12 protein-coding genes are annotated in these 16345 nt (G+C 70.0%); 10 read left to right on the forward strand and 2 right to left on the reverse strand.

The genetic code is table 11. The features are described from left to right. Positions 1-20: 20 nt before the first annotated feature. The 7 genes from AB0M63_RS36755 (at position 21) to AB0M63_RS36785 (ending at position 8090) form a co-directional block, all read left to right on the forward strand. Complete coding sequence (locus AB0M63_RS36755) at positions 21-1268, forward strand: spermidine/putrescine ABC transporter substrate-binding protein (RefSeq protein ID WP_355919382.1); 1248 nt, start codon at positions 21-23, stop codon at positions 1266-1268. After that, positions 1265-2425, forward strand: a complete 1161-nt coding sequence (locus AB0M63_RS36760) for an ABC transporter ATP-binding protein (protein ID WP_355919385.1) — start codon at positions 1265-1267, stop codon at positions 2423-2425. Before AB0M63_RS36755 ends, AB0M63_RS36760 begins: the two co-directional genes overlap by 4 nt. Continuing rightward, complete coding sequence (locus tag AB0M63_RS36765) at positions 2425-3354, forward strand: ABC transporter permease (protein ID WP_355919388.1); 930 nt, start codon at positions 2425-2427, stop codon at positions 3352-3354. The genes AB0M63_RS36760 and AB0M63_RS36765 overlap by 1 nt, the downstream gene beginning before the upstream one ends. Continuing rightward, on the forward strand, positions 3355-4155 hold the full coding sequence (locus AB0M63_RS36770) for an ABC transporter permease (RefSeq protein ID WP_355919391.1): 801 nt from the start codon (positions 3355-3357) through the stop codon (positions 4153-4155). Between the two features lie 29 nt (positions 4156-4184). Then, on the forward strand, positions 4185-5603 hold the full coding sequence (locus tag AB0M63_RS36775) for an FAD-dependent oxidoreductase (protein WP_366022415.1): 1419 nt from the start codon (positions 4185-4187) through the stop codon (positions 5601-5603). Positions 5604-5731: 128 nt separating this feature from the next. Further along, the gene (locus AB0M63_RS36780; RefSeq protein ID WP_366022417.1) at positions 5732-6190 is read left to right on the forward strand and encodes a hypothetical protein; all 459 of its coding nucleotides are present in this window, start codon (positions 5732-5734) and stop codon (positions 6188-6190) included. Positions 6191-6314: 124 nt separating this feature from the next. Continuing rightward, on the forward strand, positions 6315-8090 hold the full coding sequence (locus AB0M63_RS36785) for a glycoside hydrolase family 18 protein (protein WP_366022462.1): 1776 nt from the start codon (positions 6315-6317) through the stop codon (positions 8088-8090). Here AB0M63_RS36785 and AB0M63_RS36790 read toward each other — a convergent pair. Further along, positions 8029-8865, reverse strand: coding sequence for a phosphatase PAP2 family protein (locus tag AB0M63_RS36790; protein ID WP_366022463.1), 837 nt, complete (start codon positions 8863-8865; stop codon positions 8029-8031). The genes AB0M63_RS36785 and AB0M63_RS36790 overlap by 62 nt on opposite strands. Before the next feature lie 152 nt (positions 8866-9017). Then, a complete protein-coding gene (gene gabT, locus AB0M63_RS36795) occupies positions 9018-10352 on the reverse strand; it encodes a 4-aminobutyrate--2-oxoglutarate transaminase (protein WP_366022418.1) in 1335 nt (444 codons plus the stop codon). 252 nt (positions 10353-10604) lie between these two features. Here gabT and AB0M63_RS36800 point away from each other — a divergent pair, with 252 nt between their 5' ends. From AB0M63_RS36800 to AB0M63_RS36810, 3 genes are all read left to right on the forward strand, one after another. Beyond that, entirely contained in the window at positions 10605-13013 is a 2409-nt protein-coding gene (locus tag AB0M63_RS36800; protein WP_366022420.1) for an ATP/GTP-binding protein, read from the forward strand. A 138-nt stretch (positions 13014-13151) separates the two neighbouring features. Beyond that, entirely contained in the window at positions 13152-14732 is a 1581-nt protein-coding gene (locus AB0M63_RS36805) for a PucR family transcriptional regulator (protein WP_366022421.1), read from the forward strand. A gap of 127 nt (positions 14733-14859) precedes the next feature. Then, complete coding sequence (locus AB0M63_RS36810; RefSeq protein WP_355919409.1) at positions 14860-16305, forward strand: aldehyde dehydrogenase family protein; 1446 nt, start codon at positions 14860-14862, stop codon at positions 16303-16305. The last annotated feature ends 40 nt before the right edge of the window (positions 16306-16345 follow it).

A 16345-nucleotide genomic window follows, 5' to 3' on the forward strand; every position in this document is an offset into this window, starting at 1 on the left:
CCCGAAAGGGCAGCACGCGCATGAAGCAGTACGAGCCCGACCGCCTGACCCCGGCCGAAGTGGCCGCCGCGCGGCGCAGCTTCCGCAAGAGCCGGTCCGCGACGACCCGCCGTTCGGTGCTGCGCGCCTCCGCGGGCGGCGCGCTCGCTCTCGGCGGACTCGGCGCCCTGAGCGGCTGCGGGATCCCCGCGGCCGGCAAGACACAGGGCGGGGTGTCCGCCGACGACCACTCGGCCAAGGAGAAGGAGATCGACTTCTCCAACTGGCCCGAGTACATCGACACGGACGACAGCGGCAAGCACCGCCCCACGCTGGACGCGTTCACCAAGCGGACCGGCATCAAGGTCAAGTACACCGAGGACATCAACGACAACGACGAGTTCTTCGGCAAGATCCAGCCGCAGCTCGCCGCCGGCCAGGACACCGGCCGCGACCTGATTGTCCTCACCGACTGGCTGGCCGCCCGCATGATCCGGCTGGGCTACGTCCAGAAACTGGACGCGTCCAACCTGCCGCACGCCTACGCCAACCTCTCGGACCAGTTCCGCAGCCCCGACTGGGACCCGGGCCGGGCGTACTCGTACGTGTGGCAGGGCATCTCGACCGTCATCGCCTACAACAAGAAGGCGCTCGACGGCGTCGAGGTGAAGTCGATCTCCGACCTGCTCGACAACCCCAAGCTCAAGGGCCGCGTCGGCTTCCTCACCGAGATGCGCGACAGCGTCGGCATGACCATGCTCGACATGGGCAAGGACCCGGCGAAGTTCACCACCGACGACTACGACGCGGTCATCGCCCGCCTCCAGAAGGCCGTCGACAAGGGCCAGATCCGCCGCTTCACCGGCAACGACTACACGTCCGACCTCACCAAGGGCGACTTCGCCGCGTGCGTCGCCTGGGGCGGTGACATCGTCCAACTCCAGTCGGACAACCCGGACGTCGGCTACGTCATCCCCGACAGCGGCTACATGACGTCGACCGACAACCTGCTGATCCCCAACAAGGCGCGCCACAAGACGAACGCCGAGCGGCTCATCGACTACTACTACGAGCCCGAGCCGGCCGCCGAACTCGCCGCCTACGTCAACTACGTCAGCCCGGTCGCGGACGTGAAGCCGTACCTCGCCAAGATCGACAAGTCGGCGGCGAGCAACCCGTTGATCCTTCCCGACAAGGCCATGGCGGCCAAGTCGCATGCCTTCCGCTCACTGAGCTCGAAGGAAGAGACGGACTACCAGCAGAAGTTCGCAAAGCTCACAGGGGCGTGACGACGATGAACACCAAGGACAACAGCGGCGACGTCCGCCTCTCCGGTATCAGCAAGACCTACGGCTCCTTCACCGCCGTACACCCGCTCGACCTGACCGTCCCGCAGGGCTCCTTCTTCGCCCTGCTCGGCGCTTCCGGCTGCGGCAAGACCACCACCCTGCGCATGATCGCGGGCCTGGAGGAACCTTCCTCCGGAACCGTGTTCCTCGGCGACCAGGAAGTCGGCCATCTCCCGCCCTACAAGCGGCCGGTGAACACGGTCTTCCAGTCCTACGCCCTCTTCCCGCACCTCGACATCTTCGAGAACGTCGCCTTCGGCCTGCGCCGGCGCGGCATCAAGTCGGTGAAGAAGCAGGTCGAGGACATGCTCGACCTGGTGCAGCTCGGCGAACAGGCCCGCAAGAAGCCGCACCAGCTCTCCGGCGGCCAGCAGCAGCGCGTCGCGGTCGCCCGCGCGCTGATCAACCACCCGAAGGTGCTGCTCCTCGACGAGCCGCTCGGCGCCCTCGACCTCAAGCTGCGCCGCCAGATGCAGTTGGAGCTCAAGCGCATCCAGACCGAGGTCGGCATCACGTTCGTCCACGTCACGCACGACCAGGAGGAGGCCATGACCATGGCCGACACGGTCGCCGTGATGAACGCCGGCCGCGTCGAGCAACTCGGCTCGCCCGCCGACCTCTACGAGAACCCCAACACCACCTTCGTCGCCAACTTCCTCGGCACCTCCAACCTCATCGAGGCCGAGGTCGACTCCAAGTCCGGCGACGAGATCGTCCTCAAGGCGGGCGGCGGCAAGCTGGTGCTGCCCGAGGCGCGCTGCAGCGCGCCGACCACGACCGGCGGCAAGGTCCTCGTCGGCGTACGCCCCGAGAAGATCACCCTCACCCACGCCGACGACGCGGGCGACATCGCCGAGGGCCGCAACCGCATCACCGGCAGGATCGCCGACTCCAGCTTCATCGGCGTCTCCACCCAGTACGTCATCGACAGCCCGGTCTGCCCCGAGTTCGAGGTCTACGCCCAGAACATCGACCGCGACTCCCGGCTGCGGCCCGGCGCCGAGGTCGTCCTGCACTGGAACCCGGCCCACACCTTCGGCCTGGACGCGGCCCAGGACATCGACGCCGGCGTCGACACCGAGGAAGAGGCCGCCTGATGTCGACCCTCACCGAGGCGCCCCCGCCCCTCGTCCCGGACGCGCCGGAGAAGAAGCCCCCGCGCAAGCGGGGCCGCTGGACGCCGTACTGGCTGCTGCTGCCCGGCATCCTCTGGCTGATCATCTTCTTCGCGCTGCCGATGATCTACCAGGGCTCCACGTCGATCCAGACGGGCTCCCTGGAGGACGGCTACAAGGTCACCTGGCACTTCGCGACCTACTGGGACGCCCTGTCCGAGTACTGGCCGCAGTTCGTGCGCTCGGGCCTCTACGCCGCCGCCGCGACCATCCTGTGTCTGCTGCTCGGCTACCCGCTCGCGTACCTCATCGCCTTCCGCGCGGGACGCTGGCGCAACCTGATCATGATCCTGGTGATCGCGCCGTTCTTCACCAGCTTCCTGATCCGCACCCTCGCCTGGAAGACGATCCTCGCGGACAGCGGCCCGGTCGTGAGCGCCCTCAACACGCTGCACGTCCTGGACGTCACCAACTGGCTCGGCTGGACCTCCGGCGACCGCGTGCTGGCCACCCCGCTCGCGGTGGTGTGCGGACTGACGTACAACTTCCTGCCGTTCATGGTCCTGCCGCTCTACACCTCCCTCGAACGCATCGACGGACGGCTGCACGAGGCGGCCGGCGACCTGTACGCCAAGCCGTTCACCACCTTCCGCAAGGTCACCTTCCCGCTGTCGATGCCCGGCGTCGTCTCCGGCACCCTGCTGACCTTCATCCCGGCGGCCGGCGACTACGTCAACGCCGAACTCCTCGGCTCCACCGACACCCGCATGATCGGAAACGTCATCCAGACGCAGTTCCTGCGCGTCCTGGACTATCCGACGGCGGCGGCACTCTCCTTCATCCTCATGGCCGCCATTCTCGCCATGGTGACCATCTACATTCGCAAGTCCGGGACGGAGGATCTGGTCTAAATGGCCTTCGTACGCTGGTTCAAGCGCCATCTCGTCGTCATCGCCGGGCTGTTGACCCTCGGATATCTGCTCCTTCCGAACGTCATCGTCACGGTGTTCTCCTTCAACAAGCCGAAGGGGCGCTTCAATTACGAGTGGCAGCAGTTCTCGCTGGACGCCTGGAAGCAGCCGTGCGGTGTCGCCGACATGTGCGGCTCGCTGAGCATCAGCCTCCAGATCGCCGTCTGGGCGACCATCGGCGCCACCGTCCTCGGCACGATGATCGCCTTCGCGCTGGTCCGCTACCGCTTCCGCGCCCGTGGCGCCGTCAACTCGCTGATCTTCCTGCCGATGGCGATGCCCGAGGTCGTCATGGCGGCCTCGCTGCTCACCCTGTTCCTCAACATGGGCGCTCAACTGGGCTTCTACACCATCCTGATCGCCCACATCATGTTTTGCCTCAGCTTCGTCGTCACCGCCGTCAAGGCCCGTGTGATGTCGATGGACCCGCGCCTGGAACAGGCGGCCCAGGACCTCTACGCCGGCCCGGCGCAGACGTTCCTGCGCGTCACCCTGCCGATCGCGGCCCCTGGAATCGCGGCGGGCGCGCTGCTTTCCTTCGCGCTCTCCTTCGACGATTTCATCATCACCAATTTCAACGCGGGCTCCACCGTCACCTTCCCCATGTTCGTCTGGGGTTCGGCACAGCGCGGCACACCCGTTCAGATCAATGTCATCGGTACGGCCATGTTCCTCGTCGCCGTATTGTTGGTGCTCGTCTCCATGGCGATCACCAACCGCCGCAACAAGGTGAAGGCATAACCGCAAGCGCCCTGTAGGGAGTTGAAATCATGGCCCCAAGCGCCATGACCCGTTGGACCAAGTCTCTTTCCGAAGCCCAGCCGATTCCCTATTGGCTGGACGACCCCGGCAAACCCCACCCCGAGCCCGCGCTCACCGGCGCCGAGACCTGCGATCTGCTGGTCGTCGGCGGCGGTTACAGCGGACTGTGGACCGCGCTCATCGCCAAGGAGCGCGACCCGCAACGGGATGTCGTCCTGCTGGAAGGCCGCGAGGTGGGCTGGGCCGCCTCGGGCCGCAACGGCGGCTTCTGCGCCGCCTCCCTCACCCATGGCCTGTCCAACGGCCTCACCCGCTGGCCGGACGAGATCCACCAGTTGGAGAAGCTGGGCGCCCGCAACCTCGACGAGATCGAGGCGGCGGTCGCCCGCTACTCCCTGGACTGCGAGTTCGAGCGCACCGGCGAGATCGACGTGGCCACCGAACCGCACCAGGCCGAGGAACTCCACGACTGGTACGCCGAGTTGGAGAGCAAGGGCCTCGCCGAAGGCACCGAGTTCCTCGACGCGGAAGCGGTCCGCGAACAGGTCGCCTCCCCGACCTTCCTGGCCGGCCTGTACGACAGCCGCGGCGTCGCGATGCTCAACCCGGCAAAGCTGGCCTGGGGGTTGAAGCGCGCCTGTCTCGGGCTCGGCGTCCGCGTCTACGAACACACCCCCGCGCTCGCCCTCAAGGTGTACGGCGCGGGCATGGCCGTCCGCACCCCCTACGGCTCGGTCCGCGCCCGCCGGGTCGCACTCGGCACCAACATCTTCCCGAACCTGGTCAAGCGGGTCCGTTCGTACACCGTCCCGGTCTACGACTACGCGCTGATGACCGAGCCGCTCTCCGCCGACCAGTTGGCGTCGATCGGCTGGAAGAACCGCCAGGGGCTGGGGGATTCGGCGAACCAGTTCCACTACTTCCGGCTCTCCGCCGACAACCGCATCCTGTGGGGCGGTTACGACGCGATCTACCCCTACGGCGGCCGGGTGCGCGCCGAGTACGACGACCGGCCGGAGACCTACGCCAAGCTCGCCGAGCACTTCTTCACCTGCTTCCCGCAGTTGGAGGGCCTGGGCTTCAGCCATGCGTGGGGCGGCGCGATCGACACCTGCTCGCGTTTCTCCGCGTTCTTCGGCACCGCCCACCAGGGCAAGGTGGCGTACGCGGCGGGCTTCACCGGACTCGGTGTCGGCGCCACCCGCTTCGGCGCGGACGTGATGCTGGACCTGCTCGCGGGGGAGCGGACCGAGCGCACGGAACTCGACATGGTCCGCAAGAAGCCGCTGCCCTTCCCGCCCGAACCCTTCGCCTGGACCGGTATCGCGCTCACCAAGTGGTCGCTGGCCCGCGCGGACGACCACGGCGGCCGGCGCAACCTGTGGCTGAAGACGATGGACAAGCTGGGCCTCGGCTTCGACAGTTGAGCCGCGCTTCCTCCTCGGTGTGACCTGGTTCACTCCTTCGGGGTGCCGGAACCCGCGTAATGCCGGCGGCCGACCTCCCTCTCTCCTGTGACGCGACCAGCGTCGACATGAGAAAGGGAGGTCTCCTCATGACTGGGGCGAAGACGGCCGTCGAGTGGCTGGCATCGGTAGCTCCGGATCCGGAGGCCTGTCGCTGGGAATGGGAGCGCAACCCCCTCGGGATCGCGCTGCTGCCCGCCGGCAAGGCCTGGGACGTACTCATCCTGCCGGGTGAGCTCGGCTATCCCACGCTCGATGTGCTCACCCGGGTCATCGATCAACTGGGCCCGGTACTCGTCGACTTCGGCGACGCACGGATGGGCTTCCTGGTACCGCCAGGCACCGCCGCCCGCTGGCTAGGCACCGGCATCCGCACGGCCGGACCCGGCACCTGGATCGTCGTGCCGTACCCCGGCCGGTCGACCGGCCAAGTCCGCTGGCTGGTACCGCCGGACGGCTCCGGCACCCTCACCGATCCCGCCCTCCTCGAACTGGCCATGCACGAGGCGGCGGCGGGGCTGGCCACGGAAACGGAGAGGGAGATGTAGAGAGAGGTGTAGCCGACAGATGTCTTGACAACGGCATTGGTCTGGACCAAATTGGGCGCGCTCCACCCCTCCAATTCCCCCATGCCCGGAGGCACTTGTGGACCGCACCAGACCCGTCCTCACCATGCTCACGGTCGCGGCCCTGGCCGTGTCCGGCGTCACCGCGCTCTCGTCGGCCGCCCGTGCGGCCGACGCGGACCTGGCGAAGAACGGAGGCTTCGAGTCCGGCCTGGATGGCTGGTCCTGTACCGCGAGCAGCGGTACGACGGTCAAGTCGCCCGTGCACGGCGGCAGTTCGGCGTTGCAGGCGACCCCGGCCGGCAACGACTACGCCCAGTGCGCGCAGACGGTGACCGTGAAACCGGACTCCGCCTACACCCTCGCCGGTTATGTCCGCGGCAGCTACGTCTACCTCGGCGCGAGCGGCACCGGCACCACGGATGTCTCCACCTGGACCCAAGCGGCCCCCGACTGGCAGCAGTTGACGACGAGTTTCCGCACCGGCCCGTCCACCACCAAGATCACGATCTACACCCACGGCTGGTACGGCACCGGCGCCTACTACGTCGACGACCTCTCCCTCACCGGCCCGGCAGCGGACGTAGGACAACCGCCCGCGACCCCGACCGGCCTCGCGGTGGGCACCGTTACGTCCTCCTCCGTCGCCCTGTCCTGGTCCGCCGTCACCGGCGCGACGAGCTACGCGGTCTACCGTGACGGGGTGAAAGTCCAGACGGCGAGCGGCACTTCGGCCACCGTGAGCGGGCTGTCGGCCGCGACGGCGTACAGCTTCCAGGTCACCGCGGCGAACGACGCGGGCGAGTCCGCGAAGTCGACGGCGGTCACCGCGACCACGTCCACCGGCTCGGGAAGCGGGAACACGGACCTCCCGACCCACGCGCTGGTCGGCTACCTCCACGCGAGTTTCGCCAACGGCTCCGGCTACACGCGCCTGGCCGACGTCCCCGACAGTTGGGACGTCATCGACCTGGCCTTCGGCGAACCCACCTCCGCCACCTCGGGCGACATCCGCTTCAACCGCTGCCCGGTGAGCGAATGCGCGAACGTCGAGAGCGATGCCGACTTCAAGGCGGCGATCAAGGCCAAACAGGCGGCGGGCAAGAAGGTGTTGATCTCCATCGGCGGCGCCAACGGCCAGGTCCAACTGACCACGACAACGGCCAGGGACACCTTCGTGTCGTCCGTCTCGAACATCATCGACACCTACGGCCTCGACGGCCTCGACATCGACTTCGAGGGCCACTCGCTGTCGCTGGACGCGAGCGACACGAACTTCAAGAGCCCCACAACTCCCGTGGTGGTCAACCTCATCTCGGCCCTGAAGACCCTGAAGGCGAAGTACGGCGCGAAGTTCGTGCTGAGCATGGCGCCCGAGACCTTCTTCGTGCAGATGGGCTACCAGTTCTACGGCACCGGCAAGTTCGGCGGCCAGGACCCGAGGTGCGGTGCCTATCTCCCCGTCATCTACGCCCTGCGCGACGACCTGACCCTGCTCCATGTCCAGGACTACAACTCGGGCCCGATCATGGGCCTCGACGGCCAGTACCACACCATGGGCGGCGCCGACTTCCACATCGCGATGACCGACATGCTGCTCACCGGATTCCCGGTCGCGGGCGACACGAACAACGTGTTTCCGGCCCTGCGCCCCGACCAGATCGCCATCGGCATGCCGGCGTCGGTCAACGCGGGCAACGGCTATGTCGCCCCGGCCGAGGTCACCAAGACCCTGGACTGCCTGACGAAGAAGGCGAGTTGCGGCTCGTACACGACCCACGGCACCTGGCCGGCCCTGCGCGGCCTGATGACCTGGTCGATCAACTGGGACCGTTACTCGAACTGGGAGTTCCAGAAGACGTTCGACGGCTACTTCGGCTGAGGAACAGCCACAGCGACCTCAGTAGCACCGTACCGAGGCACCAACTGGCCACCACGTCCAGTGGCCAGTGCCAGCCCCGTCTGACCAGGCCGAAGCTGACGGCGGCGACGAGGAGGACGCAGACGGCCACGGCCGAGCGCCGGGCGCGTGCCGTGCGGAGCCAGGGGAGGAGAAGCAGCGTCGAGGCGCCGTACGCGATCATCGCGGTGGCCGTGTGGCCGGAGGGGTAGTAGCCGGTGCCGGGCGGGACCACGGGGGTGCCGCCGCGGGCGATCAGTTCCTTGAGGGGGACGACCAGCGCCGGGACCAGGGCCATCAGCACGGCCGCCGCGAGGGGCGGCAGCCACCAGCGGTCCGTACCAGTGGCACGGCCGCGCCGGGCGACGTGGACGAGGGCGACGACCAGGGCGGGAACCGCGACCTCGACGTTGCCCAGGTCGGAGAGGAGTGCGGAGAAACGGTCCGGGCGGACGAGCGCATGGCTGACGCGGGAGTCCAGGCTCAGGAGCGGGCCGTTGGCGGCCACCTGCCAGGTGATGAACGCGAAAAGCAGCGCGGGAAGGGCCAGAAGCAGCCAGAAAAAGGAGGTCGGCCGGCCCGGAACAGGGGGGGTAGTTCCGAGCCGGCCGTCCGGATCGGCGGGTCGCGCGCCCCGGGGGGTTTGGGGCGGGCGACTGTCCGATCGGTGAGGAGATTCGGAGCCAGAGGCTCCTGTTGTGTGCGCGAGGGCACGACCAGGTCGAAGCTGGGGAGGCCCCGGCCTGAAGTCGCCCACAGTCCCCTGTGGGCGGGGTGTATCTCTCATCTGGGTAGAACCTACGGCAGGGGCTCCGGGTACGACAGGCGATATCGCGTCCCGTCATGCACCCCGCACACCTTCTTCACATGGCCTGACGCCTGTGGCTGATGGGCATCTGTGGGAGTGGCTCAGATACGCGCGAACGCCTGCTCGATGATGTCCAGCCCCTCGCTCAGCAGGTCGTCCCCGATGACTAGCGGGGGCAGGAAGCGGAGGACGTTGCCGTAGGTGCCACAGGTCAGGACCAGCAGCCCCTCCTGGTGGCACGCCTTGGCGAGCGCGGCGGTCGCCTCCGGGTTCGGCTCCTTGGTCGTACGGTCCTTGACCAGCTCGATGGCGATCATGGCGCCACGGCCACGGATGTCACCGATGATGTCGAACTTCTCCGCCATGGCGGAAAGCCGGGCCTTCATCACGGCCTCGATGTTCTTCGCCCTCGCGTTGAGGTCCAGCTCCTTCATGGTCTCGATGGCGCCGAGCGCACCGGCGCAGGCGACCGGGTTGCCGCCGTAGGTACCGCCCAGGCCACCGGCGTGCGCGGCGTCCATGATCTCGGCGCGACCGGTGACGGCGGCGAGCGGCAGACCGCCGGCGATGCCCTTCGCGGTGGTGATCAGGTCCGGGACGACGCCCTCGTCCTCGCATGCGAACCACTGACCCGTACGGCAGAACCCCGACTGGATCTCGTCGGCGACGAACACGATCCCGTTGTCCGCGGCGAACTTGCTCAGCGCCGGCAGGAAGCCCTTCGCCGGCTCGATGAAACCGCCCTCGCCGAGGACCGGCTCGATGATGATCGCGGCGACGTTGTCGGCACCGACCTGCTTGTTGATCATGTCGATGGCCTGTGCGGAGGCCTCGGCACCGGCGTTGTCGGGACCGGTCGGCCAGCGGTAGCCGTAGGCCACCGGCACGCGGTACACCTCGGGCGCGAACGGCCCGAAACCGTTCTTGTACGGCATGTTCTTCGCCGTCAGCGCCATCGTCAGGTTGGTCCGCCCGTGGTACCCGTGGTCGAACACGACCACGGCCTGCCGCTTGGTGTACGCCCGCGCGATCTTCACGGCGTTCTCGACGGCCTCGGCGCCGGAGTTGAACAGCGCCGACTTCTTGGCGTGGTCGCCCGGGGTCAGCTCGGCGAGCGCCTCCGCGACCTCCACGTACCCCTCGTACGGCGTGACCATGAAACAGGTGTGGGTGAAGTCGGCCAGCTGCGCGGAGGCCCGCCGGACGACGGCCTCGGCGGACGCGCCGACGCTGGTCACCGCGATACCGGAGCCGAAGTCGATGAACCGGTTCCCGTCGACGTCCTCCAGGATCCCGCCGCCCGCCCGCGCGGCGAACACGGGCAGCACGGAACCCACACCGGCCGCGACCGCGGCGGTACGGCGGGCCTGCAGCTCCTGGGACTTGGGGCCGGGGACGGCGGTGAGGATGCGGCGCTCCTGCGGAAGTGCGGTCATGAGGGGCTCCTGGGGGTGGTGCGGACGCTTTCGCGCATTCCTTTTCTTCTTTTCTCGCAGGCTAGGGCGGGGGGCGGGGGGTGGGCATGCTCCATGTGGGCGGTGTCGGCGGGGCGGGTTGTCCGTGGTGGACAGTGCCGGGTCCGTGGAGCTTGTCGCAGGCCCGGCCGTGTAAACGGTGAACTCCCTTGCGGGGCGCGTTAGATTGACTCGCTGACGGTGTACGGAACGGCTGGTCAGGGGGCAAGGGCGATGGACAGCGACGGGACGCAGGACGCGCGACACACACAGGCCAATCCTGTGCCGCGTCCGGCGCGGCCGCCGGAGGTACCGGCCATGCCGCCGCGGCCTGCGCGGACACCGGACATGACCCCCGCGCCCGAACAGCCTGCGCGGTTCGGCCCGTCCGTCGCGGACTGGCTGAACGAGCCCCGCCCGCACGCCGGACCCGGCATCTGGCGCTACGGATACCGGCCGCCCAAGGCCGATCGGGCCCCGGCGCGCCTCACCCCGGTCGCGGTCCTCGGTCTGCTGATCCCGCTGGTGGTGGCGCTGATCCTGTGGTCCTTCTGGCGCCACGGCGCCGTTCCGTACCAATGGGTCGTGCTCAAGCTGTTCACCCCGAGCGACTGGTGGTGGGCCGGCACCACCTCACCCAAGAACTTCAGGGGCGCCGAGGCCATCAGTGTCTACGACGGTGTCTTCTTCGCCCTGCTCGTCTACGCCGTCGTCAGGCTGGGCGGCTGGCTCGACGTCGCCCGCCATGTCGTCGGCGGTCGTCCGCAGCCCGCTCGCGCCCTGCTGGCGGCCGTCGGCGGCCTGATCGCGCTGAGCTTCGTCTTCCCCGACGCGTTCGGCGTCGGCTGGAGCGCCCTGCCGGTCCAGGACCCGCTGTTCTCCCTCCTCGCCCTGATCACCGGTGGCTACGACATCTTCCGGTCGGTGTTTCTCACCGACACGCTGTACGGCCTCATCACCGCGCTGGTCCTGTGGCCGTTCGCCCGCCTCGGAGGCTGGTGGGCGCTGGCGAAGGAACGGCTCGCGGCGCGCGGCGACCGCGCGGAGGCGGACGGTGCCCAGCCGGCGCCCGCCGCTCTGCCGCCCGCCCAGTGGCCCGAGCTGCGGGCGGCGGGCCAGCACGAAGCGGCGGAGCTGCTCACCGCCGAGGTGCTCTCGGGCCGTATGAGCGACGTGGACTGCGCGCGGATCGAGTACGCGTGGGAGACCGCCCGCCGGGAGGCACGGCCGGCCGTCTTCACCGACACGGTGCTGCGCAAGGGGGCGGCGGCCTGGAGTCACCCGTCCGGAGCGCGGGACCTGCCCGGCCGCGCCGCACGGCACGACGTGCTCGAAGGGCAGGTGCGCGTCGGCCAGTGGTCGGCCGGGGAGCGTACGCCCCTGGCCTACCGCGGCGCGGGCACGGCCCTCGGCCCCGACGCGCTCGGCACCTCGCTCCTCGTCGTGGGACCGTCCGGCTCCGGCAAGACCAGGCATGTGGTCGCCCCGGTCGTCGAGTCCCTCGCCCTGCGGGCGCTCACCGGACAGTGCGCGGTCGTGGCGGTCTGCGCGGCAGGTACCCCGCTCGGCCCGGACTCGGCGTACGACGTCGTGGTGCGGATCGGGGACCCCGCCTCCGTCTACGACCTGGATCCCTACGCCGACACCACCGACCCCGACGCGGCCGCCGCGTTCCTCGCCGAGGCACTGGTCGGCGACCTCGACACCGTCGGCTCCCAGCGGGCCGCGACCGCGCTCGCCCAACTGCTCGGACCGTACCGGGCGGTGCACGGCGCCTTCCCGTCCCTGCCCGTGCTGCGGGAGCTCCTGGAGGGCGACCCGTCGGCGCTCGCCGACCTGCGCCAGGCACTGTCGGCGCCGGAGCAGGCCGGCCTGCTCCGCGATCTCGACGCCCGGCTCCGCCAGACCGGTGGCGCCGCCGACCCGGGCCCGGTGCTCGCCGACCGGCTCGCGCTGCTGGACCGGCCCGTGTTCGCCGAGTTCTTCGCCACCGGCGACGCGGCGGCCCGGCCGTTCTCGCTGCGTGCCGTCGCCCACCACCCCCTGCGCGTCCGCATCGACGTGCCGGCCCACGGGCACGAGGAGGCCTCCCGGCTGATCACCCGGCTGGTCCTGGCCCAGTTCGACCACGTCGTGCACGACAGCGGGCGCCGCCACTTCGCGTGTCTCGTCCTCGACGACGCCACCGGCACGGTGACCACCGAGTCGGTCCGGCACATGCAGCGTCTGCGCTCCCAGAACGCGGGCGTGCTCCTCGCCCTGCGCACGCTCGGCGATGTACCCGAGGCCCTGCACGGTCCCCTGCACGGGGCGGTCGGCTGCCGGATGGCCTTCTCCGGCGTCACCACCTGGGACGGCAGCCGCTTCGCGCACGCCTGGGGTACCGAGTGGGTGGAGACCACGGACGTCGCCAAGCACACCGTCTTCGCCGACCAGCCCATGACCCGCGCCATCCACGCCCTCCGCAAGCTGGTCACCGGCAAGGCCGTGACCACGGAGGCCGTGACCGTTCGTCAGGTCGAGCGGGAGCGCTGGTCCGCGTCCGAACTGGCGCACGGCGTTCCGGCCGGCCACGCGGTGCTGTCCCTGACCAGTGTGAAGGGGGAGCACGCGCCCCCGCTGCTGGTGGATCTGCGGGGGTAGGGGATCTGACACCGCACATACGGGTACATGGCGACCGGACAGTGAGGCACAATCACCCCAAGCCGTTCATACGCAACGGCCAAAAGATCACCGGGATCACTCGACCTCCCCGGAACCGCCCGCAGATCTGAAGGCACCATGCCCCCCACCCTCGCCTCCCTCGTCCACCACTCCGCGCTCAAGCTCACCGTGCGCGCAGGCGAGGACCACCTGGACGTGCCCGTCCGCTGGGCTCATGTGAGTGAGTTGGCCGACCCCGTGCCGTACATGGAGGGCGGGGAACTGCTGCTGATCACCGCGCTCAAGCTGGACGCGGACGATCCGAAGGCGATGCGGCGGTATGTGAAGCGGCTGGTGGGGGCGGGGGTCGTCGGGCTCGGGTTCGCGGTCGGGGTCAACTACGACGAGATTCCGAAGGCGCTGGTGGACACGGCCGCCGAGGAGGGGCTGCCGCTGCTCGAAGTGCCCCGGCGCACACCGTTCCTCGCGATCAGCAAGGCCGTCTCCGCCGCGATCGCCGCCGACCAGTACCGGGCCGTGACCGCGGGGTTCGCCGCGCAGCGGGAGCTGACCCGGCAGGCCCTCACCGACGGCCCGGAGGGACTGCTCGCCGCGCTCGCCGCGCAGGTCGACGGATGGGCCGCGCTCTACGACGCGTCCGGCGCCGTCGTCGCCACCGCCCCGGAGTGGGCGGGCCGCCGTGCCGCCCGGCTGACGGCGGACGTGGAACGGCTGCGGGACCGGCCCGCGCCCGCCTCGTCGGTGGTGGGCGGACCCGACAACGAGGACCGGGTCGAACTGCACACCCTGGGCACCGGCCGCCGCCCGCGCGCCGCGCTCGCGGTGGGCACGGCCGCCGCCCTGGGGACGGCCGAGCGGTACGCCGTGCACTCCGCGATCGCCCTCCTGACCCTCACCACGGAACGCTCGCGTTCGCTCCAGGCCGCCGAGCAGCGGATCGGGGCGGCGGTGCTGCGGATGCTGCTCGCCGGTCAGCCGGATCACGCGCGGGCGGTCGCCGGGGAGTTGTTCGGCGGCCTGCTCGACGCGCCGTTCCGGGTGATCGTCGCCGAGGCGGACAGTGACGGTGACTCCCTGGGCGGGCTCGCCGAGGTCGTGGAGTCGGCGGCCGCGCGGTCCGGGGAGGCCGTGCTCGTCGTACCGGAAGGGCCGCGACGGCTGGTCGCGCTGGCCGTGGACGGCGGCGCGGCGGTCGAGGCCTGCCGGGAGTACACGGCGGCGCTGGAAGGCGAGCGCGCCTCCGCCGACGTAGGGGAGCAGGGCGAGGACGACCAACCGGTCGTGGGGCTCTCGGCGCCGGCCGGCCCCATCGCCGCGGCGGCCGCCTACAAGCAGGCCGAGCAGGCGTTGTCCGTGGCCCGCAGGCGCGGGCGGGTGTTCGTCGAGCATGAGCAGTTGGCCGCCGGGTCCGTCCTGCCGCTGCTCGCCGACGACGCGGTACGGGCGTTCGCGGACGGTCTGCTACGACCGCTCTCCGAGCACGACGCGACCGGGCGGGGGGACCTGGTGGCCTCCTTGCGTGCCTGGTTGTCCCGGCACGGGCAGTGGGACGCGGCGGCCGCCGATCTCGGGGTGCACCGGCACACGCTCCGGTACCGGATGCGGCGGGTCGAGGAGATCCTCGGACGGTCGCTGGACGATCCGGACGTACGGATGGAGCTGTGGCTGGCGCTGAAGGCGACGGCCGCGGCCGAGTGACGGCATCTGCCGAACTGGAGCGTTCCCGTCGGATACCACTACGACTCGGCTAAGCGCACCGCGGTGCTCGCGCCCCTACGGTTGACGAGAAGACCCAAGAACATCCCCAACGCGGAAGGGCCGGGACATGACTTCCACCCACGCCTTCTGGCTGGCCGGCCGTCAGGCCACCGGCGAGGACACCTTCGACGTCACCTCCCCGTGGGACGGACGCCTCGTCGGCAAGGTCAGTGTGCCGACCGATGCCCAGGTCGAGGAGGCGGTGGCCGCCGCGTACGCCGTACGGGACGAGTTCGCCGCCACCCCCGCCCACGTCCGCGCCGCCGCCCTCGACCACGTCAGCCGGCGTCTGGTCGAGCGCACCGAGGAGATAGCACGGCTCATCTCCGCCGAGAACGGCAAGCCGATCAAGTGGGCGCGAGGAGAAGTCGGCCGCGCCGTCTCCGTCTTCCGGTTCGCGGCCGAGGAGGCCCGCCGGTTCAACGGCGGTGAGGCCCAGCGCCTCGACACCGACCTCGGCGGCCAGGGCCGCCTCGCGCTGACCCGGCGCTTCCCGAAGGGCGTCGTCCTCGGCATCGCGCCCTTCAACTTCCCGCTGAACCTGTGCGCCCACAAGATCGCCCCCGCCATCGCGGCCGGCACCCCGATCATCCTCAAGCCGGCCCCGGCCACCCCGCTCTCCGGGCTGATCATCGGCGACCTGCTCGCCGAGACCGAACTGCCGGCCGGCGCCTGGAGCGTTCTGCCGGTCGCCAACGACCACATGCCCGCCCTGGTCCAGGACGAGCGGCTGCCGGTGATCTCCTTCACCGGTTCGGAGAAGGTCGGCTACGCGATCATGGACTCGGTGCCGCGCAAGCACTGCACCCTGGAGCTGGGCGGCAACGGCGCGGCCGTCGTTCTCGCGGACTACGCCTCCGACGCCGACCTCGACTGGGCCGCGACCCGCATCGCCACCTTCTCCAACTACCAGGGCGGCCAGTCCTGCATCTCCGTGCAGCGGGTCATCGCGGACGCCTCCGTCTACGACCGGCTGCTGCCGCGCATCGTCGCCGCCGTCGAGGCCCAGGTCACCGGCGACCCGAGTGACGACAGGACGGACGTCGGCCCGCTGGTCAGCGAGGCCGCCGCGCAGCGCGTCGAGTCGTGGGTCCAGGAGGCCGTCGACGCCGGCGCCACCCTCCGCACCGGCGGCAAGCGCGACGGCGCCTCGTACGCGCCGACCGTGCTGACGGACGTACCGGCCGATGTGACGATCTCCTGCGAGGAGGTCTTCGGACCGGTGCTGACCGTGACGAAGGTGGACGGCGAGGCCGCCGCCTTCGCCGCCGCCAACGACTCCAAGTACGGCCTCCAGGCAGGGGTGTTCACCCACGACGTGCAGGCCGCCTTCCGCGCGCACCGCGCCCTGGAGGTCGGCGGTGTCGTGATCGGCGACGTCCCCTCCTACCGTGCCGACCAGATGCCCTACGGCGGCGCCAAGCAGTCCGGTGTCGGCCGCGAGGGCGTCAAGTTCGCGATGGACGACTACACCTACGAGCGGGTGCTGGTCCTCACGGGGCTTGCCCTCTGACCGTCTCCCCGAAGGGGCCCGGCACCGATGCCTTCCGGTG

Origin of the sequence: Streptomyces sp. NPDC051576 (assembly GCF_040681835.1) — a bacterium.
GTDB lineage: Bacteria > Actinomycetota > Actinomycetes > Streptomycetales > Streptomycetaceae > Streptomyces.